Annotated in this window: 24 protein-coding genes; 12 read left to right on the top strand and 12 right to left on the bottom strand. The window is 65.2% G+C overall.

Features of this window, described 5'->3' with window-relative positions; translation table 11 throughout:
- The first annotated feature begins 203 nt into the window (after positions 1-203).
- On the top strand, positions 204-1,484 hold the full coding sequence (locus tag FHG09_RS06310) for an amidohydrolase (protein WP_152346828.1): 1,281 nt from the start codon (positions 204-206) through the stop codon (positions 1,482-1,484).
- On the top strand, positions 1,481-3,430 hold the full coding sequence (locus FHG09_RS06305; RefSeq protein WP_152346827.1) for a threonine/serine ThrE exporter family protein: 1,950 nt from the start codon (positions 1,481-1,483) through the stop codon (positions 3,428-3,430). The genes FHG09_RS06310 and FHG09_RS06305 overlap by 4 nt, the downstream gene beginning before the upstream one ends.
- Here the strand turns inward: FHG09_RS06305 and FHG09_RS06300 are convergent.
- Positions 3,421-4,122, bottom strand: a complete 702-nt coding sequence (locus tag FHG09_RS06300; protein WP_152346826.1) for a uracil-DNA glycosylase — start codon at positions 4,120-4,122, stop codon at positions 3,421-3,423. The genes FHG09_RS06305 and FHG09_RS06300 overlap by 10 nt on opposite strands.
- A 509-nt stretch (positions 4,123-4,631) precedes the next feature.
- Here FHG09_RS06300 and FHG09_RS06295 point away from each other — a divergent pair.
- The 6 genes from FHG09_RS06295 to FHG09_RS06270 all read left to right on the top strand — a co-directional run bounded on the left by FHG09_RS06295 (position 4,632) and on the right by FHG09_RS06270 (position 10,693).
- Positions 4,632-6,098, top strand: a complete 1,467-nt coding sequence (locus tag FHG09_RS06295; protein WP_152346825.1) for an aldehyde dehydrogenase family protein — start codon at positions 4,632-4,634, stop codon at positions 6,096-6,098.
- 187 nt (positions 6,099-6,285) lie between these two features.
- Positions 6,286-6,552, top strand: a complete 267-nt coding sequence (locus FHG09_RS06290; RefSeq protein ID WP_025780444.1) for a DUF3263 domain-containing protein — start codon at positions 6,286-6,288, stop codon at positions 6,550-6,552.
- Positions 6,553-6,554: 2 nt separating this feature from the next.
- Positions 6,555-7,118, top strand: a complete 564-nt coding sequence (locus tag FHG09_RS06285; RefSeq protein WP_152346824.1) for a LytR C-terminal domain-containing protein — start codon at positions 6,555-6,557, stop codon at positions 7,116-7,118.
- A 414-nt stretch (positions 7,119-7,532) separates the two neighbouring features.
- Positions 7,533-7,736 carry a cold-shock protein gene (locus tag FHG09_RS06280; RefSeq protein ID WP_152346823.1) on the top strand — a complete coding sequence of 68 codons (204 nt, stop codon included), beginning with the start codon at positions 7,533-7,535 and terminating at the stop codon, positions 7,734-7,736.
- Between the two features lie 695 nt (positions 7,737-8,431).
- A complete protein-coding gene (gene groL / locus FHG09_RS06275) occupies positions 8,432-10,075 on the top strand; it encodes a chaperonin GroEL (RefSeq protein ID WP_152346822.1) in 1,644 nt (547 codons plus the stop codon).
- Between the two features lie 234 nt (positions 10,076-10,309).
- Positions 10,310-10,693, top strand: coding sequence for a nuclear transport factor 2 family protein (locus FHG09_RS06270; protein WP_152346821.1), 384 nt, complete (start codon positions 10,310-10,312; stop codon positions 10,691-10,693).
- A gap of 9 nt (positions 10,694-10,702) precedes the next feature.
- On the opposite strand, the gene FHG09_RS06265 is transcribed toward FHG09_RS06270, so the two are convergent.
- Entirely contained in the window at positions 10,703-11,470 is a 768-nt protein-coding gene (locus tag FHG09_RS06265) for a DUF1707 domain-containing protein (RefSeq protein ID WP_152346820.1), read from the bottom strand.
- A gap of 76 nt (positions 11,471-11,546) precedes the next feature.
- Here FHG09_RS06265 and FHG09_RS06260 point away from each other — a divergent pair, with 76 nt between their 5' ends.
- The 3 genes from FHG09_RS06260 to FHG09_RS06250 all read left to right on the top strand — a co-directional run bounded on the left by FHG09_RS06260 (position 11,547) and on the right by FHG09_RS06250 (position 13,438).
- Positions 11,547-12,296, top strand: coding sequence for a sulfite exporter TauE/SafE family protein (locus FHG09_RS06260; protein WP_152346819.1), 750 nt, complete (start codon positions 11,547-11,549; stop codon positions 12,294-12,296).
- Between the two features lie 102 nt (positions 12,297-12,398).
- Complete coding sequence (locus FHG09_RS06255) at positions 12,399-13,220, top strand: hypothetical protein (protein WP_152346818.1); 822 nt, start codon at positions 12,399-12,401, stop codon at positions 13,218-13,220.
- Positions 13,220-13,438 carry an RNA-binding S4 domain-containing protein gene (locus FHG09_RS06250; protein WP_152346817.1) on the top strand — a complete coding sequence of 73 codons (219 nt, stop codon included), beginning with the start codon at positions 13,220-13,222 and terminating at the stop codon, positions 13,436-13,438. The genes FHG09_RS06255 and FHG09_RS06250 overlap by 1 nt, the downstream gene beginning before the upstream one ends.
- Before the next feature lie 183 nt (positions 13,439-13,621).
- Here FHG09_RS06250 and pspAB read toward each other — a convergent pair whose 3' ends face one another.
- From pspAB to FHG09_RS06195, 10 genes are all read right to left on the bottom strand, one after another.
- Entirely contained in the window at positions 13,622-14,221 is a 600-nt protein-coding gene (pspAB, locus tag FHG09_RS06245) for a PspA-associated protein PspAB (protein ID WP_152346816.1), read from the bottom strand.
- A 46-nt stretch (positions 14,222-14,267) separates the two neighbouring features.
- Positions 14,268-15,179: a zinc metalloprotease HtpX gene (htpX, locus tag FHG09_RS06240; protein ID WP_152346815.1), complete on the bottom strand. Its 912-nt coding sequence runs from the start codon at positions 15,177-15,179 to the stop codon at positions 14,268-14,270.
- An 85-nt stretch (positions 15,180-15,264) separates the two neighbouring features.
- Positions 15,265-15,549 (bottom strand): PspA-associated protein PspAA, encoded by a 285-nt coding sequence (gene pspAA, locus FHG09_RS06235; protein WP_152346814.1) that lies wholly within the window; start codon positions 15,547-15,549, stop codon positions 15,265-15,267.
- Positions 15,546-16,295, bottom strand: coding sequence for a PspA/IM30 family protein (locus FHG09_RS06230; RefSeq protein ID WP_152346813.1), 750 nt, complete (start codon positions 16,293-16,295; stop codon positions 15,546-15,548). The genes pspAA and FHG09_RS06230 overlap by 4 nt, the downstream gene beginning before the upstream one ends.
- Before the next feature lie 179 nt (positions 16,296-16,474).
- Positions 16,475-16,762 carry a WXG100 family type VII secretion target gene (locus tag FHG09_RS06225; protein WP_035321190.1) on the bottom strand — a complete coding sequence of 96 codons (288 nt, stop codon included), beginning with the start codon at positions 16,760-16,762 and terminating at the stop codon, positions 16,475-16,477.
- A gap of 181 nt (positions 16,763-16,943) precedes the next feature.
- Positions 16,944-19,127, bottom strand: a complete 2,184-nt coding sequence (locus FHG09_RS19770) for a trypsin-like peptidase domain-containing protein (RefSeq protein WP_193627299.1) — start codon at positions 19,125-19,127, stop codon at positions 16,944-16,946.
- A complete protein-coding gene (locus FHG09_RS06210) occupies positions 19,124-21,073 on the bottom strand; it encodes a sensor histidine kinase (RefSeq protein ID WP_227492580.1) in 1,950 nt (649 codons plus the stop codon). Before FHG09_RS06210 ends, FHG09_RS19770 begins: the two co-directional genes overlap by 4 nt.
- 30 nt (positions 21,074-21,103) lie before the next feature.
- Complete coding sequence (locus tag FHG09_RS06205) at positions 21,104-21,862, bottom strand: response regulator transcription factor (RefSeq protein ID WP_152346812.1); 759 nt, start codon at positions 21,860-21,862, stop codon at positions 21,104-21,106.
- A gap of 212 nt (positions 21,863-22,074) precedes the next feature.
- Positions 22,075-22,875: a hypothetical protein gene (locus tag FHG09_RS06200; protein WP_152346811.1), complete on the bottom strand. Its 801-nt coding sequence runs from the start codon at positions 22,873-22,875 to the stop codon at positions 22,075-22,077.
- A gap of 15 nt (positions 22,876-22,890) precedes the next feature.
- Positions 22,891-23,502 (bottom strand): CGNR zinc finger domain-containing protein, encoded by a 612-nt coding sequence (locus tag FHG09_RS06195; RefSeq protein WP_227492579.1) that lies wholly within the window; start codon positions 23,500-23,502, stop codon positions 22,891-22,893.
- A 311-nt stretch (positions 23,503-23,813) separates the two neighbouring features.
- On the opposite strand from FHG09_RS06195, the gene FHG09_RS06190 reads away from it, so the two are divergent.
- Positions 23,814-24,782, top strand: a complete 969-nt coding sequence (locus FHG09_RS06190) for an EamA family transporter (protein ID WP_152346810.1) — start codon at positions 23,814-23,816, stop codon at positions 24,780-24,782.
- The last annotated feature ends 13 nt before the right edge of the window (positions 24,783-24,795 follow it).

Below are 24,795 nucleotides of genomic sequence, written 5' to 3'. Positions count from 1 at the left end.
ACTATACGCCGGACCTGACACGGCCTACCCTGCGGTAATGTTCGTGCGCGCAGAATCGCCTGCGCCCTCCCCGGACCCGGGAGAGAGCCATGCCCGTCGGAGTCCGTCTGCCGACGCGGCGAGGTCACCCGCCGGAAACATCGAGTGGCGTAGACTCGACACCGCAGCCAGACGTCGTCGCCGACCCCCTCGCTAGGAGCAGAATGTATCGGTCAGTTCCGGTCCCCGCCGCCACAGATTTCGTCATCACGAACGCGCGGATCGTGCCCGTGGCCGACGCATCGGGCAACCGTGCCGAGGCGATCGAATCGGGCACACTGACGGTCAGGGACGGCCGCATCACCGAGGTGGCCCCCGGCTCCGTCGACACCTCCTCCCTGACCGCGGACACCGAGGTCATCGATGCCGGCGGACGATGGGTCCTGCCCGGCTTCATCGAGGCCCACGGCCACCTCGGCGTGCATGAGGACGGCGAAGGCTGGTCCGGTGACGACACGAACGAGATGACCGATCCCAACGGGGCGGGCCTGCGCGCGCTCGACAGCATCGACCCCTCCGACCTCGGATTCAAGGATGCGCTGCGCGGGGGCGTCACCTCGGCGCTGATCAAACCCGGGTCCGGCAATCCCATCGGCGGTCGCACCGCCTTCCTCAAGACCTGGGGTCGGATCGTCGACGAAATGCTCGTGACGCAGGATCTGTCCGTGAAGTCCGCGCTCGGCGAGAACCCGAAACGCGTGTACGGGGAGAAGAAGGTCACCCCGTCGACGAGGATGGGCACCGTCAAGATCATCCGCGACGCCTTCGTCGAGGCGCGGAACTACCAGGCCAAACGTGCCCAAGCGGAATCCGAGGGCACCCCGTTCGACCGCGACCTGGTCAAGGAGACCCTGGCCGACGTCCTCGACGGCAAGCTCGCCTTCGACCAGCACTGTCACCGCGCCGATGACATCGCCACCGCCATCCGCCTGTCCGAGGAATTCGGGTACCGCCTGGTCATCAACCACGGCACCGAGGGGCATAAGATCGCCGACTTCATCGCTGCCAAGGGCATCGACGTCATCCTCGGCCCCCTGATGACCTCCCGGTCGAAGGTCGAACTGCGCGACCGCACCCTGGCCACCGCGGCCTCCCTCGCCGAGGCGGGAGTGCGGATCGCGCTGACGACCGACCATCCGGTCATCCCGATCAACTTCCTCATCCACGAAGCCTCGCTGGCCGTGAAGGAGGGACTCGACCCGGTCGTCGCGATCGAAGCGCTGACGATCAACCCGGCCGCGATCTTCAACCTCGACGACCGCCTCGGCTCCCTGGCCGTGGGTCGTGACGCCGATATCGTCATCTGGTCGGACGATCCGCTCGAGCTGGACTCCCGCGCCGAGACCGTCTTCGTCTCCGGCCGCCGCGTCTTCGACTACGACGCCGCCGCAGGAACCGCGAACATCGCCGACCCACTCGGCCCGACACTCATCAGCGAGCCGTGAGCGACAGAGAACTCGAAGACGCCATCACCGCCGAGGTTCGGGTCGAGGATCCGACCGAGCCGGGTCCCGTCCGTGGTTCGTCCCCGGCCCCGGTCGAGGGCGGCAACCCGGAGGCCGGGTCCCAGGCCCTGCGAGAACTGCTCGAACGCACTCGCCTGCAGCGATTGGCCGAACTGCGGGAATCCTCACCGGAACCCAAGCCGGAGGACGTCGCGAAGGCCGCGGCGGCGAAGGCGGCGAAGCCCGAACGCAGCGTCGGACGGTCGAAGCCCCGGGCCGACCACCTCGGCGCGTCTCAGCGCATTGCCCAGAGAGTCGCCCGGCGCACCGTCGGCAAACTCGTCTCGGGCACGACGGCGAACACACAGCCGGTGCCGATCGTCACCGCGCTCAAGGGCACCCCGTACCAGGCGCCCGTGCAGGCGACGGAGCCGAGCGAAGACGAAGCCCGGATGATCCTCGACCTCGCCGCCGATATCGCGGCGATGATGATGCGCGCCGGTGCCGGCACCAGCGATGTCGAGGTCTCCGTCATCGCCGCCTGCACCGCGTGCGGTCTGGCCACCGTCGAGGTCGATCTGACCTCGAACACCCTCGTCGTGCACTATTCGACCTCGGACGGACGTCTGCTGACGGTGATGCGGGTCAACCGCGGTGAGTCCACGCATTTCGCGAAGCTCGCCTCGGTGCACAAGCTCGTCACCGACCTCGTCGACGGGCGTCTGGAATTCCATGAGGCACGCAGCCGTCTCGACGCGATTCGGACGCAGCGACGACCGTTTCCCGAATGGTTCACCACCGGAGCCTGGGGTTTCATGGTCGGTGCTCTCGTCCTGCTGCTCGGGGGAGGCCCGGTCGCGATTCCCCTGGGCATCACGATGGCCATCGTCGTGTTCCAGTTCGGCAAGCTGCTCGGGCGGACCCACCTGCCGTCGTTCTTCATCACGGCGCTGCAGGCCGCCTCGGCGACGCTCATCGCCACCATCGCCGGCGACGTCGGCATCATCAGCTCTCCGCAGTACCTCGTGGCTGCCGGAATCGTGCTGCTGCTGCCGACGCAGTCGCTGTATTCGGCGGTTCAGGACGCGCTGACGAACTTCCCGCTGACCGCGGCCGGACGGGTGGTCGGAGTGTTCATGACTCTGGCCGGCATCGTGGCCGGCATCGCCTTGGGCATCGTGTGCGGTCAGGCCATCGGGCTCAGCCATATCGAAGTGCTCGTGCCGAAGACGAGCCCGCATGTGGTCACGGCGATCCTGTCGATGGTCGCGGCGGCCGTGGTGTCGATGGCCGGCGCTGTGGCGATGTCGGCCAGGCGCCGGTTCATCCTGCCGGCGGCGCTCGTCGGCCTCGCCTCGCACATCACGATGATGTCGCTGACGCTGCTGGAGATCGACAATGTGCTCGCCAGTCTGCTGGCGGCCACCGTCACCGGTTTCCTGTCACGGCCTCTGGCGCTGCGGCTGGGCGCACCGGCGATCGTGCTCATGATTCCGGGCATCTACACCCTGCTGCAGGGGCTGTCGATCTTCACCGCTGTCTATCAGATCGCTTCGGATTCGGAGAATGTCACGTTCGCTGTGGGCCTGTCCTCACTGTTCACTGCGATCCTGGCGAATGCGGCCCTGGCCGTCGGCGCTGTGCTCGGCAGCTATCTGGCGCTGCCGCTGAAGAACCTCAAGAGCCAGAGCTCGGCCGAGGAGAAGGTCGAGTCGGTGCGCAGCGGCGAGACCTCGACCGCCGTCATCGACTCGGTGCAGCCGGGAGGCGCGAAGACCCAATCGAGCGGGCCCGGAGGATCGGGAGCCTCGAGCGCGACCGGTGCCTCGGGGGCGATCGGCACCTCGACCTCGACCGGTGCCTCGGGTGTGTCGGCCTCGTCTGGCGCATCGGGCTCGGCAGAGACGGGGAAGCCGTCGACGGATACCGGCCCGATTCAGTCCTGATCCGGCAGGGCCCAATCGATCGGTGTGATGCCCTTCTGAGCGAGCAGATCATTCGTGCGTGAGAACGGGCGGGAGCCGAAGAAGCCCCGTCGGGCCGACAACGGAGACGGATGCGCGGATTCGATGAGGGCCACCTCGGCGGTTCCCGATGTCAGCAGGGGAGCGAGGTTGCGGGCATCGCGGCCCCAGAGGATGGCGACGAGCGGCTGATCGCGTTCGATCAGCGCAGTGATCGCCCGTTCCGTGATCTCCTCCCAGCCTTTGCCGCGGTGGGACGCGGGCTCGCCGGGGGCGACTGTGAGGGCACGGTTGAGCAGCATGACTCCCTGGCGTGACCAGGCGCGCAGGTCCCCGTGCTGGGCAGGCGGGATGCCGAGGTCGGATTCGAGTTCCTTAAAGATGTTGCCCAGTGACCTCGGCAGGGGGCGGACATCGGGGTCGACGGCGAACGACAGGCCGATGGCGTGGCCGGGCGTCGGGTAGGGGTCCTGGCCGACGATGAGGACCTTCACCTCGGACAGCGGTTCGGCGAAGGCCCGGAACACGAAGTCCCCGGTGGGCAGGTATCGGCGGCCGGCGGCGATCTCGTCGCGGAGGAAATCGCCCATCGAGTGGATGCGCTCCTCCACTCCGGTCAGGGCGTTCGCCCAGTCGGGGGACATGATCTCGGTCAGCGGAGGCGTCGACGTCATGGGCACGAGTGTAGCGATGCTCCGTCGTCGAGGTCGCCCTGGTACGGGGGCCGGGACTCTGTCGCCGCGTTCGGGCGTGGAGGTCGCCAGTTCCTCGGTGTGAGGGCGGACCGCAACGTCAGCGCCGCCTCGGCGGATGGAGACGCAGGCGGGAAACCGCTACGGACATGATTGTTGGGTCGATCCACAGTGGTTTCCTCACCGTAATCACCGCGGATCGACCCAACAATCCTCCAAACGCTGCGCAGCGAACGGCGAGCAGGAGCGACGCGAACGCCGACACCTCCTCCGCGGAGTCATGCAGCGATGCCGGCGCCGCCTCTGCGACCTCAGCACCTCCTCGGTGAGGGCGGACGACAACGTCAGTGCCGCCTCGGCGAGGGCCCTGCGCGGATGTGCACTAAGTGCAGATCGGGTGTGCGCGATCGCCTATCGAACGGGTGTATTGCCGTTCAGCGCCACGCGTTATGCTCGGCCTAAGGAGTTCATCGTTGAACGAAAGGACCGAAATGTCGGAATTCCCAGAGGCCAAGAACTGGAAGATGCTCATCGGCGGAGAATGGGTCGACGCCGCTGACGGCGACACCACCGATGTCATCACCCCGATCGACCGCAATGTCGTCATCGCCACGGTGCCCAACGGCAAGGAGGCCGACGCCGACCGCGCCGTCAAGGCCGCACGGAAAGCTTTCCCGGAGTGGGCCGCCCTGCCGTTCAAGGAACGCCAGAAGAAGCTTCTGGCCTGCGCCGATGCGCTCGAAGCCGCGTCGGAGGAGCTCGCCCAGCTGACCGCGCTCGACACCGGAAACGCGATCCGCACCCAGGCTCGCCCGGAGACGATCACACTGGCCGACCTGTTCCGCTACATGGGCGGGGTCGCCGGTGAGGTCAAGGGCAACACCCTGCCCGCCGGAGACAAGCAGCTCCAGTACACCAAGCGCGTGCCGCTCGGCGTCGTCGCCGGCATCCTGCCGTGGAACTCGCCGCTGATGATCGCCGCCTTCAAGACACCTGCCGCGATCGCCGCCGGCAACACGATCGTCCTCAAGTGCGCCGAGGATGCGCCGCTGACGATCCTGAAGATGGCCGAGATCATCGCCGACATACTGCCCGCCGGCGTGCTCAACGTCGTCACCGGCAAGGGCTCGGTCATCGGTGAGGCCCTCAACGTCCACGCGGACGTCGACAAGGTCTCGTTCACCGGTTCGACCAGCGTCGGCCGTCACGTCGCCGAGGTGGCCGGCGGTCGTCTCGCGCATTCGTCGATGGAGCTCGGCGGCAAGAGCCCGAACATCATCTTCCCGGACTCGAACGACGACGACACTCTCGAGCAGGTGCTTCTGTCGACCCGCTTCGCCCGCCAGGGACAGTCCTGCACCATGGGTTCGCGGCTGTTCCTCCACGAGGACATCTACGACGACTTCCTGTCCAAGCTCGTCGACGCGGTCTCGAAGATGAAGGTCGGCGACCCCCGAGACGAGTCCACCGACATCGGCTGCATCATCAACCAGAAGCAGTATGACCAGGTCGCCAGCTACATCGAGATGGGCAAGTCGATGGACGGCGTCGAGATCGCCTACGACGGCTCCGATTCGCTGACGGTCGGCGAACCCGGCTTCTATCATGCGCCCGTGATCTTCTCGAAGGCGAAGAACGACTGGCAGACCAGCCGCGAGGAGATCTTCGGCCCCGTCCTCTCGGTCATCCCGTGGAAGGACATCGACGAGGTCATCGACTTGGCCAACGATTCCGACTTCGGCCTCGCGGCCTTCGTCTTCACCAAGGACGTCGACGCGGCCCTGACCATGGCCAACCGCATCGAATCCGGCTGGGTGCAGGTCAACCAGGGCGGCGGCCAGCTGGCCGGCCAGTCCTACGGCGGCATGAAGACCTCCGGCTTCGGCCGCGAAGCCTCGCTCGAGGGCATGCTCGAGGGCTTCACCCAGATCAAGCAGGTCAACATCCGCATCCGCTGATCCGGATTCCCTCCCACTCACCCCGTCGTCACGGTCACCGATTCGGTGCCGCGCGGCGGGGTGATGCGGTTGGCTGCGGCGGTTCAGGGACCGACCTCACATCCGCAGCGGCGCGCCGGAAATTTCGGTCCCGCCGATCGGGCGATAATATAGATGCACAGACACCTCTCGAAGGAGCACAACCTCTATGCCGCCGAATGACGACACCTCAGAACTGAGCGAGCTTGAGGTGGCCGTTTTGGAGTTCGAGCGGCGGTGGTGGAAATACGGAGGCGCCAAGGACCACGCGATCCGTGAGCGCTTCGACATGTCGGCCACCAGCTACTTCCAGATTCTGAACTCGCTTCTCGACAACCCTGCAGCTCTGGCCAGCGACCCCATGCTGGTCAAGCGCCTTCGCCGGATCCGCAGCACGCGGCAGAGCGAACGCGCCCAAGCCCGCGTCTCGAGGTAGACATGACCGACGAATTCGACGAGATCGAGCCCGGCCGGCGCAGCGGTGCCCATCGACAGGAGTCCGCAGCGTCGTCGAACATCGGTGCCATCTCGCTGGTCATCGTGCTCGCGCTGGTCGCGGTCCTGCTCGTCGTGGCCGCCATCAACATCATCTTCTCCTCGATGGGCAACCCTGAGTCGAAGATCGCCGACCCGCCGGCCTCCGAGTCGGCGTCGGCTGAACCCTCGCCGAGCGAGAGCGAAGTCAGCGTCGCAGACGACTCGATCACCGTCGATGTCCTCAACGGATCCGGCGTCTCCGGTGCTGCGAAGAAGTTCTCCGAAGCGGTCGAGGAGAAGGGGTGGAAGCTCGGCCAGGTCGGCAACTACTCGACGAACCTGACGGATTCGACCGTGTACTACAACGGCGAGGAGAACGCCTCGCAGGCGAAGCTCGTGGCCGAATCGCTGGGCGTCTCGGCCACGGAGGCCTCCACGGACTTCGAAGCCGACATCACCGTCGTCATCTGCTCGGACATCGCCGATCGCGGACCCGAACCCAGCGAAGGCGGGGACTCGGAGTGATCCGGGCCGCGGTTGTGCGGCAGCACGGCTGAGTCGGCGGTAGCAGCTCGGACTCGGCCGCCGCGGTTGCGGGGAGCTCATGGATCGGCGGGCCGCCTCGGCGAATTTCTGACCGAACGGTCTGATTTCGCTCGCGACAATCCCCGCTGTGAACAGGGAAGAAACCCTCAGATAACGAATCTATAACAGTATTGAACCGCTCTAGGCGGGATGCGTGCCTGCGGTAGAGTTGCACCAGCTAGGCAAGCACAGCACCTTGTGTTCTAATCGTGCTTCACCGAGATTATTCTCTAGAGGTCAATGAGAGAAGTCGCGGGGTCAGTTGAGTTTTACTAGCTTCCGCATCCCAGATGGGGTCATCTGATCGCGGCTGTGATGCGGGATTTCAATGGCACTGCACTGTATGGAGAAGTAATGGCACAAGGTACCGTCAAGTGGTTCAACGCTGAAAAGGGCTACGGATTCATCACCCTCGAAGGCGAAAACCAGGACGTGTTCGTTCACTGGAGCGCAATCCAGATGGATGGCTACCGCTCTCTCGAAGAGGGCCAGCAGGTTCAGTTCGAAGTTGGAGAAGGACAAAAGGGTCCTCAGGCGGAGTCCGTCACCCTCCTCTGAGACTGGCTGCTATCAGCACAGTTTTCTGATCCGCTGCGGTGGGTCGTCGGAATGACCTGCGGGCCGACCGGCGTCAACCGCACGGGGAGAGCGCCGAGCAGGCAACTGCTCGGCGCTTTTCAGTGCGCGCGGGCAGTAGGCTGCCCGTGGACGGCAAGCCACGGGGTCGTGGCCCATCCGATTCCTGCGACTTGCCGGTCATGGATCAATCGGCGTGATTGACCACCTTGTTTCGCAATGCTCAGTTTCCTCGGTGTGCTTTTCAGAGTAGGCAGTACCGAATGCCGAAAGTGCGGAAAGGGAGGCCTCTGACGTCGACCTGCGGGTCGCGGGCGGAGTCTGTTCGCAGGCTAGGGCGCGAGTCGAGGGCAGGATTTCGGGCCCGCACCGCCCTGGGCGCGCCGCCTGCGCCAAATGTTTCGCGCTGGGCCGAACTGTGCTGTTCGCCTTCACCGCGCGCCGACAACTCGCGGATCTGAACTGCCCTCGCCCATCTTGGCGGGCGACAAACATTTGCACTCGCATGGGTAGAGTGCTAAATCTAGTACTGGTGAAAACCGACGGGTTCCCACCAGTCGTCTCGAGAGCGTGGTCCATATGTGGAATGGAACATGCGGACACACTCTCTGCCGTCGCGGGCGTTGACGACTGCTCTGGATTCCCACTCCACTCCATCAGGGAGGATCTAAGCCGCTATGGCAAAGATGATTGCATTCGACGAAGAAGCTCGTCGAGGACTCGAAGCTGGCCTCAACCAGCTTGCGGACGCGGTCAAGGTGACCCTTGGACCCCGCGGTCGCAATGTCGTGCTCGAAAAGCAGTGGGGCGCACCGACCATCACCAACGATGGCGTCTCCATTGCCAAGGAGATCGAACTCGAGGACCCCTACGAGAAGATCGGCGCCGAGCTCGTCAAGGAAGTCGCTAAGAAGACTGACGACGTCGCAGGCGACGGAACCACCACCGCTACCGTGCTCGCTCAGGCCCTCGTCCGCGAAGGCCTGCGCAACGTGGCAGCCGGTGCTGATCCGCTCAGCCTCAAGCGCGGCATCGAGAAGGCCGTCGAGGCAGTGACGCAGGTTCTGCTGAACAACGCCATCGACATCGAGACCAAGGAACAGATCGCCGCCACCGCAGGCATCTCCGCTGGAGATCCCGCCATCGGCGAACTGATCGCCGAGGCCATCGACAAGGTCGGCAAGGAAGGCGTCGTCACCGTCGAGGAGTCCAACACCTTCGGACTCGAACTCGAACTGACCGAGGGTATGCGCTTCGACAAGGGCTACATCTCCGGTTACTTCGTCACCGACACCGATCGCCAGGAAGCTGTCCTTGAGGATCCCTACATCCTCATCGTCAACTCCAAGATCTCGAACGTGAAGGACCTGCTGCCCGTCCTCGAGAAGGTTCAGCAGTCCAACAAGCCGCTGTTCATCATCGCCGAAGACGTCGAGGGCGAAGCCCTGGCCGTCCTGGTGCTGAACAAGCTCAAGGGCACCTTCAAGTCCGTGGCTGTCAAGGCTCCGGGCTTCGGTGACCGTCGCAAGGCTCAGCTCGCCGACATCGCCATCCTCACCGGTGGCCAGGTCGTGTCCGAGGAGGTCGGGCTCAAGCTCGACAGCGTGACCACCGATCTGCTGGGCACCGCCCGCAAGGTCGTCATCACCAAGGACGAGACCACCATCGTCGAGGGCGCAGGAGACGCCGAGGAGATCGCCGGACGGGTCGCTCAGATCCGCGCCGAGATCGAGAACTCGGACTCCGACTACGACCGTGAGAAGCTGCAGGAACGTCTGGCCAAGCTTGCCGGCGGAGTTGCAGTCATCAAGGCCGGAGCCGCCACCGAGGTCGAGCTCAAGGAAACCAAGCACCGCATCGAAGATGCAGTGCGCAACGCCAAGGCTGCTGTGGAAGAGGGAATCGTCGCCGGCGGCGGCGTCTCGCTCATCCAGGCTGGCAAGGCCGCATTCGCCGACCTCGCACTCGAGGGAGACGAGGCCACCGGTGCCAACATCGTCAAGGTTGCCATCGAAGCCCCGCTGAAGCAGATCGCCACGAACGCCGGCCTCGAAGCCGGTGTGGTTGCCGACAAGGTCGCCAACCTCGAAGCCGGATTCGGTCTCAACGCCGCAACCGGTGAGTACGAGGATCTGCTGGCCGCAGGCATCAACGACCCGGTCAAGGTGACCCGCTCTGCTCTGCAGAACGCCGCCTCGATCGCCGGTCTGTTCCTCACCACCGAGTCGGTCGTCGCCGACAAGCCCGAAAAGGCCGCCGCAGGTGCAGACGCAGCTGCCGGCATGGACGGCATGGGTGGAATGGGCGGCATGGGCTTCTGATAGTCCCCGCTCGTTCGATCGGCCGTGCCGGTGCCCGCAAGGGCGCCGGCACGGCTTTTCTCATGCTCGCCTTCTCCAGCCGTGTTTCCGCCGTTCCCGGGGCAGAGGGTCCCGCATTCCCCGGGCAGAGCGTCTCGCATTCCCGGGCAGAGCGCCCGGCACTCTCGAATTCTCTCGCCGAGGCGGCTCACCGAACCGTTGTTCCGCCGCCCGCGCTCCGCATAGGCTGGGTCCATGACCTTCACCGGCACCGATGCCTGCGGAAACAGTCCGAAGAACGTCTTCGTCGCAACGTTCGAAGAGAATCTCTTCAACGGGGACGGAGATGCCCTCGCCGAGGCGGTCGCTGACGACTGCGTCCTCCAGATGGTCCACCCGACCGGCGTCGAAACCCACACGGGTCGCGAAGGCGTCCTCGAGGCGCTGCTGACGCTGTCCGCTCATTCGCCCGAGGTCGGACACCTCGAAGCAGCGATCACCCACGGCAAGGCTGCGGCCGCGTGGGGGTACTGGCAGGCCGAGGCAGACGGCGACGATCTGCGGCACTTCTCGCACACGATGTGGTTCACCACGCACAGAGCGCAGGACTTCGGGCAGATCCGGATCTTCCAGGACTGAGCCGAACCCTCAGTCCCACGGGTTGTCACGGTGATGACGGCGCTGCGCCCTGCGCCGGTTCCGATCATCCCGGCGTGAGATCTGCCCGGGGGAGAACGGCGGGTGGGGCGGGTGCGGCGGCTGCAGCCCCGTACCGAAATCGGATTCGAAATCGCGTTCTTGCGGTTCGCCCTGCTCGAGCTGTCGTTTGGCTTCAGCATCGCCGAGGTGGGCCCGAGCCCGGCGAGTCAGCTCCTTCTTCCGGTTGCGGATGATCTCGTCCTTGTGCGCGATGCGCCCCAATCCGCCGAAGAGCATGGGGACGATGACGAAGATCGGCCAGAAGAAGATGAACTGACCTGAAGCGATCGACGAGATCGCCCAGATCGCGAGCGTGATCCCAACAGGACCTGCGACGGCGCCGAGCAACGACCTCCGCACCCGATCCCGGTAGTATTTCTGCGACGCAGCATCGATCTGCTCGGGAGTGATCGGCACCCGGTCGTCCTCGAGACGTGCCAGAGCCTGCGCGCGCCCCGCCTCGTCGAGCCTGCTCGGTTCGACATCGGCGGGATCGGAGAGGACGAGATCCTCGATCAGCGTTGGGACTTCACCGAGCGTTTTGATCTTCGCGGCCGCCTCGGTGCGCTCATCGAACTCCTCCACATCGAGCTGACCGAGGGCATAGCCCTCCGAGAGGACATCACTGACGATCGCGCGATCGGCATCAGAGGCTCGGACCTGCCCATACGACCGCGGATCTGCGCTGAACCGCGACCAGAGGGGACTGGCGTTCATGGTGAATACTCTAACCCCGCGGTCAGTGGTGAGACTGAGCGTCAGCCGGGAATCGGGCTGAGCTAAACTCGACCGGGTGGAACCCGTCGTCGTGCTCATCCTCTTCGCCGTGTTCCTCGGTGCATTGTCCCAGCGCGTCACCGGGATGGGATTCGGCCTGGTCAGCGGCCCGTTCCTCGTCCTCCTCCTCGACCCGTTCAGCGGAGTCATCCTCGTCAACATCTGCGGAATCGTCGCCTCCTTCTCCGTCTTCGTCCGCACCTTCGCCGAGGTGGAATGGCCTCCGTTCCGCCACCTTGCCCTGGGTGCGGTGATCGGAACGATCCCCGGCGCGCTCCTCTCGTCATCGATGCCCACCCCACCCCTGCAGATTCTCATCGGTGCGCTCATCGTCATCTCTCTCATCAGCTCACTGACCTTGGGGAAGCTGGGGCGGGCGATACCCGCGAACCTCGGCACCAGGCTGACGGCCGGGCTCTTCTCCGGGGCGATGTCGGCGGCAGCGGGAGCCGGGGGACCGGCGGTCAGCGCCTACGCTGTGCTGACGAACTGGGAGCAGCGGTCGTTCGCGGCCGCCCTGCAGCCGTTCCTGGTCGTCGGGACCGCCTCGGCGGTGGTGATGAAGGTGATCATCAACGGAGGGACCTGGCCGCATCTGGAGGTCGGGGTCTGGATCGGGCTCGGAGCCGTCCTCCTGGCCGGGCTCGTCGGCGGTGATTGGCTCTCCCGTCACATCGATGCGGCGATCGCGCGGATCGGGATGCTCGTCCTCGCGTTCGGCGGAGGAATCGCGGCCTTGGTCAAAGGCGTCGTGGGACTGGTCTGAACGAGCTTCGGGACTGAGCGGATATGGGGCACAGGTTCAGACGCCTGTCAGTTTCATCGGGCATACTGTTCGAGGACAAAGCTAGCCTGGGAGGCATGGATCGTGACCGAAGTATTTCTGTTGCTGCTCGTTGTTCTCGGGGCCGTTTTCTTCATCGGTCACCGCAAGGAGAAGCAGCGGCAGCGGGAATTGCACGCCGCCGAACTTCAGCAGGTGAAGAAGACTGCTGAAGAGGACGTCACCTCATTCGGTGAGGAAGTCGCCGAACTCGATGTCATCACCGCCGGTGTCGACCTCGACACGGGCGGTGCGCAGGACTACAAGCAGGCACTCGACTCGTACGACGTCGCCAAGGAGACCCTCGAGAAGGTCTCCGAACCCACTGACATCCGCCACGTCACCGAGGCGCTCGAAGACGGCCGTTACGCCGCCAAGTGCGTTCGCGCCCGGGTCGAAGGCAAACCCCTTCCCGTGCGTCGCCCGCCCTGCTTCTTCAACCCTCAGCACGGCCCCTCCGTCGAAGACATCGACTGGGCTCCGGCCGGCGGTCAGCTGCGTCCGGTGCCGGTATGCGCAGCCGACGCCGAGCGTGTTGCGGTCGGCGCCGATCCGCTGGTGCGCAAGGTCGTCACCGGCGACGGACACACCCGTCGCGCCTACTGGGAGGCCGGACCGGCCTACGCCGAATACAACCGCGGCTACTTCAACTCCTATGCAGGCTCCGGTCTGCTGCCCGGCGTCCTCATGGGTGCCATGCTCTTCGGCGGAATGGGCGGGGGCTGGGACGGCGCCTACGGAGGCGACATGGGCGATGCCGGCGGAGACGCCGGTGGAGACATGGGCGGCGGTGACGGCGGCGGCTTCTTCGGAGGCGACGGCGGTGACGGCGGAGGCCTGTTCGACGGTTTCGGCGACCTGTTCTGATGGAGACGATCGAGATCCGCGGCGAGTCGATCAGGCTCGGTCAGCTGCTCAAACTCCATGGAGTCGCCGAACACGGCGCTATGGCCAAAGACATGATCGCCGACGGTGAGGTCAGCGTCAACGGTGAGGTCGAGACCCGACGCGGTGCCACGATCCGTCCCGGCGACCGCGTCGAAGCCCTCGGCGAAGTCATCGAGGTGGCTGCCGAACAGGACTGACAGCTCTGCCGTCTGAACCGACTGCCGGTCCGGCAAGCAGAACTGTGCAAACAGAGCTGACTGCTTCATATGCGCATGGAGGGCGTCCCCGCGGGGACGCCCTCCATGACTCTGTCCGGATCGGATTGCTCACTGCAGCCGGGATTCCCGCTGCGACGGGATCGGCTACTGCAGCGGGGGCGCCTACTGCAGCTCGGGGGCACCGGGGGTGTCGTTCATGCCCGGGGCATCCCACAGTGCCGACCAGTTCGAGGTGTCCTCTTCGAACGGCAGCTCACCGGAGAGGACGCCCTTGACCTGAATCTCCAAGGGGTTGTCCCGCTGCTTCGGACCCGACTGGACGAACGGGTAGAAGGTCCCGCGCTTGTACTGGTAGACCAGCGCCATCCGACGCCCATCGGGATGGACGAAGTACACGGTCGTGCACAGCAGCATCGTGTCGAAGCCCTGGCTGACCAGCGCCGAGTTCACGGCATGGATATTCGTGACGAGGTTGACCACCTCGGCGTTCGCATCTGCCACGACCTGCCAGGTGAACCCATAACCGTCGTTCTCCTGCCGCACCGAGGCGGCCGGGTCGGAGCCGATGAGGGCGATGCTTTCGGACTCGGCCGACTGGAACGCGGCCCCCTCGACCTGACGGAAAGCGACCGCCCCGACGCCAGTGGGGGTGAAGCCGGTCGCTGCCTGCAGAGTCAGTGCGGCCGGGGGCAGGGCGAACAGGTCGTCGAGGTTGGCCCGTTTCGGTTTGGATCGACCGAGCAGTGCGTCGAAGAATCCCATGGAGCTCCTAATTCGGTGGTGCGCAGTTCAAGGGTGCGGCGGATGCTCACTCGGGGCGAGAGAGCTGACCGGAGATCTTCGCCAGCTGGTCCAGGCGCTTCTCGAGTGAAGGGTGGGTGGAGAAGAGCTGACCGAAGGCGGCCTTTCCGCTGATGGCGGGGATGAGCGCCAGATGGTTCGCCGAGGCGGACGACCGCAGGTCCTTCTCCGGGATCTTGGCCATGTCCCCGCTCAGCTTCGTCAGTGCCGACGCCAGCGTCGACGGAGCGCCGGTGAGGATGGCTGCGGCGCGGTCGGCGGCAAGCTCACGATACCGGGAGAGGGCACGGATGAGGACGAAGGACAGACCGTAGACGACGGCTCCGACGAGGATGAAGAGCAGCTGGATCGGGATGCCGTTGTTATTGTTGTTCGACCGTCCGAAGCTCATGTAGTACCCGGCGCGCATCATGAGTGCAGCGACCACACCGGTGACGCCGGCGACGGTCATCACGGTCACGTCGCGGTGGGCGACGTGGGAGAGCTCGTGGGCGAGGACGACCTCGACCTCATCGCGGTCGAGCTTCTCAAGCAGACCGCGGGTCACGCACACCACCGAGCGCTCGGGGGAGCGGCCGGTGGCGAAGGCGTTGGGAATCGACGAGTTGGACACGGCCACCCGCGGCTTGGTCGAATCAGACAGCTGGCAGAGTCGGTCGATGATCGTGTGCAGCTCCGGAGCCTCCTCGGGGGTGACCTCCCGGCCGCCCATGGCTCGCATGGCGATCTTGTCGGAGAAGTACCACTGGAAGAAGAACGCACCGGCGCTGACGACGACGGCGAAGATCACGCCGGGGATGCTCTGACCGAACATCCACCAGATCGCGAGGATGAGGATGACGTAGATGAGCCCGTTGAGGAAGATCGTCCATCCCATCCGCATGGTCAGTCCGTTGTCTTTGACGAAGCGATTCTTCATCGTAGTTCCTCTCTGGGTGTGGCAGAACCGGCCCACCGTCTCAAGCGAAGACAATGGGCCGGGTGCATATGGGTGCTCAGTGGTTTCAGGCCGGGTCCGGGATGAAGCCCTCGCCGGTGAGCAGTTCGGCAATCTCGGCCAGGGTGGCGTCGACGAATGGGATGACGACATCGGAGGATCCGAGGTAGTCATCGGCGACCGGCTGCCCGTTGGCCGTGACGTAGTCGTGCAGGGAGTTCAGCGCGGTGCGAACGGCCTCCTCGTTTCCGGCATTGACGGCGTCCTCGACCTGGTTGTCGAATTTCTGCAGCAGGTCCTGGTCGACGTGGGCGACGTCGAACTGTCCTTCGCCCATGATGCGGATGATCATTGCTGGTCCTCACCTTCGAGCGACTTCTGGTCCTGTTTCTCGGACCCGGCAGGCAGGGATTCGCGCATCCGCTGGAGTTCCATCTCCACGTCATTGTCGCTGGAGAGGGAGTCGAGCTGGGCGGTGATGTCGTCCTTCTGGGTTCCCGTGACATCGTCGAGGGCTCCGGATGCGAGAAGCTCGTCGACGGCACCGGCACGCGCCTGCAGAGACGCGGTCTTGTCCTCGGCGCGCTGGACGGCGAGTCCGACGTCGCCGAGTTCTTCCGAGATGCCCGAGAACGCCTCGCCGATCTTCGTCTGTGCGTCGGCGGCGTTGTAGGTGGCCTTGAGCGTCTCCTTCTTCGTGCGGAAGGCATCGACTTTGGCCTGGAGGCGCTGCGAGGCGAGAGTGAGCTTCTGCTCCTCACCCTGGAGTCCTTCGTGCTGGGACTGCAGGTCGGTGATCTGCTGGGTCAGCCCGGACTTGCGGGTCAGAGCCTCGCGGGCGAGGTCCTCGCGGCCGATCTGCATGGCTTTCTCGGCCTGACCGGAGAGCTTGTTCTGCTGCTGTTCGAGCTGATTCATCTGCAGCTCGAGACGCTTCCGGCTGGTGGCGACATCGGCAACACCACGACGGACCTTCTGCAGCAGCTCCAGCTGCTTCTGGTACGAATAATCAAGGGTTTCGTTGGGGTTCTCGGCCTTGTCCAGAGCTTTGTTGGCCTTGGCTCCGAAGATCGTCGCGATCCGTTGGAAGATACTCATCCGTAGTCGACTCCTGCATTGGTTTGACCCGACGCTGCCAACCCGATCCACCCCGGTCCGGAGATTCTTGGCCAACACCGCCGCGAACTATCGTTCTCAAGTCTACTGAGAAAGGCTGATAGTTTGCCAGACGCCCACTACGAGAACGAACAGACTCCCGCCGCGGAATCTCGGGGGTCTCAGGGAGCGAAGAGACGCGAGTTCGCCGCCTCGACCTCGGAGTACTGTCGGGCCGCCGTGTGGAGTGCGCCGTGGACGGAGTTGAGCGACTCCATGAGCTGCTTCTGCGCGCGCTCCCACTGGTTGACCACGGCCTGGAAGTTCTGTGCTGCGCTGCCGCGCCAGCATTCCTGGAGCGCGAGCAGATTGCGCATCATCGTGTCGGACTCGGACACGAGGTTGCGGGAGGTGTTCGCGGCGGCTGTGGCGGCGGATTGGACGCGTTCGGCGTCGACTTCGAAACTCATGATCACTCCTCTTGGTCGAAAACGACCCGCCGCGGTCGGGCGAGACGAGATCAGTGTCGACGGTGCTGCTCGAGGAGTGGAAGAGCACGGAAAGAGGGTGTGGACAGCGTTCGGCTGTCCACACCCTCCAGGTGGCCCAGTCGCGGCAGCATCCTCAGGTTCGGACGCTTGAGTCGCGGACCTACTGCAGCACGAGCGTGACGTCGAGCTTCTGCTCCTGTCCGCCGCGGACCACAGTGACCTCGACCGGAGTGTTCACCGGCTGAGCGCGGACGAGGGCGCGCAGGGCGATGGCGTTGTTCACCTTGGTTCCGGCCACCTCGATGATGTCGTCTCCGTCTTTGATGCCGGCCTTGGCCGCCGGGGATCCGCCTGCCACGGACTGCACCTTGGCGCTGCCCCGGCTGATCCCGCCGCTGTTGATGTGCCCGTCGGTGAGCGTGATGCCGAGGAACGGGTGCTGGGCCTTGCCGGAGGAGATGAGCTGATCGGCGATCATCACGGCCTGATTCGCGGGGATCGCGAAGCCGATGCCGATCGATCCGGACTGTCCGCCCTCACCCTGGCTCAGCGATGCCGCCGCCGAGTTCACACCGATGAACTCGCCGTCACCGTTGACCAGCGGTCCACCCGAGTTGCCGGGGTTGATCGCGGCATCCGTCTGGATGGCGTTCGTGATCGTCATCTCCTTCTCCTGTGAGGAGGCATCCTCACCGATGTTCTCCGTCGACACGGGACGGTCGAGTGCGGAGACGATGCCGGTGGTCACGGTGTTGGCCAGACCGAGCGGATTGCCCAGAGCCATCACCGGATCGCCCACGGTCAGCTTCTTCGAATCACCGATGACCAGCGGTTTCACGCTGTCGGGAACCTGTTCGAGCTTGATGACGGCGATATCGGTCGAGGGATCGCGGCCGACGATCTTCGCCTCCGTCGTCTCACCGTTCTTCATCGTCACCGCGATCTCGCCGTCGGGGGTATCCGCAGGTGCGACGACGTGGTTGTTCGTGATGACGTGGCCCTGATCGTCGTACAGCGCACCCGAGCCGAGGCCCTGCACCTGGCCGCGGGTGCCGACCTGGATCGACATCACACTGTCCGAGGTCTTCTCCGCCACCTGCGTCCAGTCCGGAGTCTCGATCGTCTGCTCGGCGACCTTGCGCGGTTCGTCATTCTGCAGCGCCGAGAGCGCATAGTTCCCGCCGAACGCCAGGGCCCCACCGAGGAGGGCGGCCACGAGCGCGATCGCGACCGTCGCACCCCAACCGGGCCCCTTCTTCTCTCGCCGAGGCGGCTGCTGAGCTCCGTACGGTCCGAACCCGTCCGGCCCGACTGGGCCGCCGGGACCACCGGGTCCGCCGGGGCCGGTGGTCCCGGCGGCTGCGAATCCCGAGGAATAGGGATCCGATCCGGCGGCTGCCGAATAGGAGTCGGAGCCGGTCGGTTGGCCCGGACCGTTGTACTGGCCGGGACCATTCTGCTGGTCCGGAGCGTTCGGGTAGCCGGGATCACTCGGGTAGCCGGGACCATTCGGGTGGTCAGGGCTGTTCGGGTGACTGGGGTCATATGGATAGCCGGCGGAACCTGTCTGCCGGGAGCTCGCACCGCCCTGATAGGCGCCAGCACCGGCTGCCGCGGCACCGGCTGCAGCTGCTCCGGCTCCGGAGGCAGAAGCGCCTGTGCCGTACTGACCGTTGTTGTTCTGACCCGGATACGCCTGCGGCCCACCCTGTTGGGCCACACCGTACGGGGAATGGTGCGGAGGCTGGTTCTGCTGGACGTCCGGCTGACCAGGCTGCGGTTGACTGCCGCAGCTGCCCTGGGCGCTCTGGTGTCCCTGGTAGCCCGGCTGGCCTCCCTGCTGTTGGCTGCCGGATTGATACGGCGAGGACGGCTGCCCGCCTGCCCGATACGGCGACGGCTGCCCGCCTGCCTGATACGGCGCCGGCTGCTGGGGGTGGGCCTGCTGGCCGCCAGGTTGGCCCGGCTGGCCATGCTGCCCGTCCGATCGTTCGCCGTATTGTCCTCCCTGCTGCCCACCGGGATGGGAGGGGGCGGGCTGCGGGGAGGGGAAGCCGCCTCGGTGAGGGGATGCGGCCACAGGGTTCTGTGTTTGAGTCGACGGAACGTCGGGGCGTCTCTCGGGCGGGGCGACGGGTGGACTGACCCGAGCAGGGCCGTTGGGCTGGGACGGGAAGGTGCGCGGGACCTCGGTACCGGATCCGCGGTAGCCTCCGGCCGATGGGCTGCGGCGCCCCCCGGCGGAAGCGCTGTCCTGATCCGCTGACGTGCGCGGAGACTGATCGCCCGGTCCGGAGCTGCGGGACACCTCACCCGGATTCTGAGGGTCGTTGTTCTCGTTCATCGCTCGTCCTTTCGTGTGTCCGCAGCGGTTTCGCCGTTTTCAGAGATGGGCAGGTCGATGCGGAACGTTGCACCGCCGCCCGGAGTTTCGTGGACGGAGATCGAACCATGGTGGTTCTCCACGATCGCCTTGACGATCGACAGCCCGAGGCCCGATCCGCCGGTGTCCCGGGTCCGGGAGACGTCGAGACGGTAGAAGCGCTCGAAGATGCGCGGGACCACCTCGGGATCGATTCCGTCGCCGTGGTCCCTGACCTCGAAGCGGACCCGACCGTTGGGGAATCCGCGCAGAGACTCATCGACCGTGATCGATCCGGCCGCTGTGACATCGGGGACGATGTTCGCCGGCTCGGAGCTTTCGGGCCGGTCCCCGGACTGCAGGTCGGGTTGTGGTCCGGTCTGCGGTCCCGTCTGTGCAGCGCTGTGCGAGTCTGCCTGTTCTTCGGCCTGCGGTCCGGTCTGGGGGTTCGGCTGGGTGTCGGCTTGGTCGCTTCCGGCAGAGTCGCCTCGGCGGAAGATGCGGACCCCACCGGTGACGAATCCGCGCTCACGCGGTTTGTCCTTCGCCCCGTTCTTCGCCCCGTTGCGGCCGTTCTGACCTCGGGCGCCGCCTTCACGGATCTCGCCGGTATCAGCGGAATCGGGGTCGACCGACTCGGGCAGACCGACGACGCCGACGGCGAATTCGATCGCCGTGTGCTCAGGCGTATGGCGTACGGCGTTGCCGGCGAGGTTGACGATGACCTGTCGGATCTTCGACTCGGAACCGCGGATCATCGGCACCGGCTGGGCATCCTCGCCGTCGAGTCCGATGAAGCTGATATCGCGGTCCGGGGCCTGCGCCGCGGCATCGGCGGCGGCATCGCGGACGACCTTGTGTAGGTCGATCGGACCGATCTCGGCGGCCCGCTGCTCATCGAGGCGGGCGAGGACCACGAGATCGTCGACGAGGACGCCCATGCGTTTGGCCTCGGACTCCATCCGCTCCATCGCATTCCCGATGTCCTCGGACTTCGTAATCGCACCCTGCCGGTACAGCTCCGCATAGCCGCGGATCGTGACCAACGGGGTCCGCAGCTCGTGGGAGGCATCGGAGACGAACTGGCGGATGCGCTTCTCCGAGCGGGTCTGTCCGTCGAAGGAGTCCTCGATGCGTCCGAGCATGGTGTTCAGCGCCGCCGACAGACGACCGAGCTCGGTGTTGCGCGGATAACTGGGCACGCGTTGGGACAGGTCGCCGGCGGCGATGCGGGAGGCGGTCTTCTCGATATCGCGCAGCGGCCGGAACGTGTTGTTGATCGCCCAGTAGCCGACGCCGGCGACCATCGCCAGGGCCAGCAGACCGATGCCGATCATCGTGTTCCGGGCCCGCTCGTTGATGTTGTCGACCTCGCGGTCGAAGGGCACCGCGATGGACACGAGCACGTCGGTGTTCTTGACCTTCATCGCCCGCGCTCGCCACTTCGAACTCGTCCCGGCGACGGTGAAGGGCTCGCCGCCGCGTGCATAGACTTCCTGCTCATCGACCTTCGGCAGGATCGGATGGTTCTGCGGCTCCGGGGCGACGGGATCGCGGATCGGATCACCGTTCGTGTCGTAGAACTGCACATAGAAGCCTCCCGGCAGGAGGCTCTTGAGCTGATCCCAGGAATTCGAATCGATCGTCGTCGACGACGGCGCATCCTCGCCGCTGTCGGCATCCTCCCCCGATTGGAGTTCGGCCTGTTGGAACACATCCTGGTAGGCCTGCTTCGCCAGGGTCTCGGAGGCGCTGATGAGACGTTCATCGGTGCGCTGGACGAGGCTGTCGCGCAGGTTCTCCAACACCCACGCGCTCGTCCCCGTGAGGACGAGCAGCATGAGCAGCATCATGATGGCCAGCAGCTTGGTGGTCAGAGACCATTCTTCCCAGAAGCCGGGACGGGAGGGACGGGATTCTATTGCCACGTATGTAATCTATCGTCCTTGCATGGACGACTACTTGGATTCCGGTGTGCGCAGCATGTAGCCGACCCCGCGCTTGGTCTGGATCATCGGGGTCCACTCCATCTCGACGGGGTGGCCGGCGGCATCCGTCTCCGGAGTGACGTCGATCTTGCGGCGCAGGTAGGAGATATAGGACTCGACGATCCCGGTGTCGCCGCCGAAGTCGTATTCCCACACATGGTCGAGGATCTGCGACTTCGAGAGCACACGGTTCGTATTCAGCATGAGGTAGCGCAGCAGCTTGAATTCGGTGGGGGAGAGGTCGATGAGGATGCCGGAGCGGCGGACCTCATGCGTGTCGTCGTCGAGTTCGAGGTCGCCCGCCACGATGACGGCGTTCTCCTCGTCCTCGAGATTGCGGGTGCGGCGGAGGACGGCGCGGATGCGGGCGACGACCTCTTCGAGGCTGAAGGGCTTCGTCACATAGTCATCGCCGCCGACAGTCAGTCCGGTGATCTTGTCCGAGGTGTCGTCACGGGCGGTGAGGAACACGACGGGTGCGTTCATGCCGATCTGGCGCAGACGGCGGGTGACGGTGAAGCCGTCCATGTCCGGGAGCATGACGTCGAGGACGAGCAGATCGATTTCGGTCTGCTCGGCCAGGCGGAGGGCCTCGGCGCCGTTGGCGGCGGAGACGACGTCGAAGCCGGCGAAGCGGAGACTGGTGGACAGGAGTTCGCGGATATTGGGCTCATCATCGACAACGAGCAGTGTGGCTTCGATGTCGGTGTCGTTCTGTGCTGTAGTCATGAAACCAGTCTGAGACCCATTTCTGGGAGTGTGCTGGAGGTTACCTGAATGCGAATGTGATGCGGGTCACTCGAAAACTCTCAGGAAAGTCCTTTTGGGCCCCTGATCGCGCATTCGTACTCAGGAACGAAAGCCCGATTTCAGTGAAATATGTGGTCGTGGCCAGTTCGTGCTCAGAAATGCTCGCCGAGGTGGGCGTAGGTGGGTTCTGCTCAGCGTGGGCGGTTCGATTGTCTTCGTCCTTCCCGCGGCGAGCAAGGGCCGGGAGGCATCGGGAGGATGGTGTGCGACCGAGATGTCGGATTCTCCTGGATCTCGCGCGGCGGGCGGAGATCGAAGAGCTGCTGGGTGACGGCGAAGCGTTGAACTCTTTCAGGACGACGACGGTCATAGACCACCTGGCCGCGCGTCCCGGCCAGCGACGGGCTCTGCTGGACGAGGTGCCGCGCCCACCGCTCTCGCCCCCTGTCGTCGACGAAATGAACCACGGTCAGGCTCGGGCCCCTCGTATGGGCTTCGGACCAGTAGTCGATGACACTGCCTTCGGTCAGGCCCAAGTGCGGAAACGGGGGACGACTGAGGATCGGGTGGCGGGCCTTGCGGAAGGCGAGCAGGGAGACGGCGATGAGTCCGACGCCGGCGGCAATCGAAACCACCCACCAGGCCGGAGCTGCGTCGGTCATGGCTGGAGCGAAGCCGAGGCCGAGCCCGCCGCCGATCCCGAAAGCTGCCAGTTGATATCGGAAGAATCGAGACAGGCTGCCGCCGGTGCGGATGCGGCCGAGTGCCGCACGCACGAGTAGAAAGCTGACGGCCATAGAGATGGTGGCCACGACAACGGCGAGGGTGCCGAAGAGGAGTTTCTGGCTGAGCGGTTCCGCAGGGCCGGTGGGGAGGAAGATCAATACTGAGGTGGCGAAGCCCGACGTCAGTGTGATCGACATGGTGATGATGCCTGCAAGGCCGGCGGCGAGCTTGCGTCCGGCGCTGATGCGCAGCGGCTCAAGTGACATGGTCGGGTCCTCGGGTCAGTCGTGGGAATCGGCGTCGGAGTGGCGGGCGCGGAAGGCCGCGACGTGGGTGCGAGTCGCACAGCTGCCCGTATCGCAGAAGCGCTTCGAACGGTTGCGGCTGAAGTCGGCGAGGTAGGCGCGGCAGTCCTCGGCGGCACAGCGGCCGAGTCGGTCGAGGTCCCCGGAGCGGATGAGGTCGATGAGGACGAGGGCGACATCGGCTGCCACTCGGTCGGCCAGGCTGGCTTGAGCGCCGGTGGCGTGCAGGTGCCAATCCCAGTGGTCGTGTTTGACCAATTGCGGCACGGAGCCCGAGTTGCTGAGTGTGAGATTGATCTCATCGACGACTGCGATCGTCCCCGCTTCGAGCTCGTCATCGGTCTCAGAGTCGATGCTCGAGTCCAGGGCTGCAGCGAATCGGCGGCGCAGTTTCAGGGTCTCGTCGACGTCGTTTCTGGTGGCGGTCAAGGGGCCGGAGAAGTCGTGTCGGGCCGCGAATTCGCGGAGTTTCGCGGTTGTCGTCAGTTCATCGTCGCCGTCGGTGATGTCGCCGGAGGTGTTGAGGAGGTCGACGAGCATCGTGAGGTTCGCGCGAATGTCGTAGGTGAAGGCCATGGCGGGAACCATTCTGCCACAGGATGTAAGGACCAAAATGCACTTGACCCATTTCAATTTCAGGGTCGATACTGAAACCGGACATTCCACAGGACCCGCTGAGGTCCTGCACAGCCCGACGACGCGCAGGCACGGCAGAACGACGAAACGGTCACGCCGATGTCGACGTCGGGCCGCCTCGGCGAGGGGAACTGGCGATCGTCGGGCCGCCTCGGCGAGGTCATGATCCGGCACCGCACCACCAACTCAACACCGCACCACTGCCTCGGCGGACATCTGTCCCCGAACACCACTCGACGTTTCACCACATCAGGAGGTCAGGAATGAATCGCACCGTCATCGCAGGGTTCCTGCTCACTCTTGCCTCCGCGTTCTTCTTCGCGGTGTCGGGGCCGATCGCGAAGACGATGTACGCGATCGGGTGGACGCCGGGCGCGGTGGTGCTCATCCGCCTGGCCGGTTCCGCCATCCTGCTGCTCATCCCCACCCTCATCGCCCTTCGCGGACGCTGGGGCGAAGTGCTCACGCACTGGCGGACCGTCGTCACCTACGGCCTGGTCTCGATGGCCGGTGTCCAGGGGTTCTACTTCGTCGCCGTCGAACACCTCACCGTGGCCGTGGCGCTGCTGCTGGAGATGACCGCGCCGATGCTCATCGTCTTCTGGATCTGGGCCCGGACGCGGACTCGGCCGGCGACCGTGACGTTCATCGGTGTCGTGGTCTCGATGATCGGTCTCCTGCTCGTGCTCAACCTGCGCGGGTCGTCGATCAGCATCTTCGGCGTGGTCATGGCCATGGCCGCGGCGGTCTGCCTGGCCAGCTATTTCCTCGTTTCTGCGAAGGACACGATCACGATCCCGCCGGTCGCACTGACCGGCCTGGGCATGGGCATCGGGGCGCTGGCGATGTCGGCCATCGTGCTCGCCGGCGTCATGCCGTGGAACGCGGTGACTGCGGACGTCGACTTCGGCGGGGTGTCGATGTCGTGGGTCGTGCCGATGGCGATGATCGTCGTCTTCACCGTCGGCGCGTACATCACCGGCATCCTCGGTCTGCGCTATGTCGGGGCGACCGTCGGATCGTTCGTCAATCTCGTCGAGGTCCCGTTCTCCGTCATCGTCGCCTGGCTGGTCCTCTTCGAGATGCCCGCCCCGATCCAGCTCTTCGGCGGAGTCTTCATCCTCGGCGGCGTCGGCTTCATCAAGTGGGGCGAGTCCCGCCTGGCTCGTCGCGTCGCCCGCCGCGAGGTCGTCGCCAAATCGAGCGCCGACTCCTCCCTTATTACTACCTGACGGCTGTGAGTCT

Origin of the sequence: Brevibacterium sp. CFH 10365 (assembly GCF_009299785.1) — a bacterium.
Classification (GTDB): domain Bacteria; phylum Actinomycetota; class Actinomycetes; order Actinomycetales; family Brevibacteriaceae; genus Brevibacterium; species Brevibacterium limosum.
The sequence above is the reverse complement of the archived record's forward strand: the minus strand, read 5'-3'. Positions and strand labels throughout refer to the sequence as shown.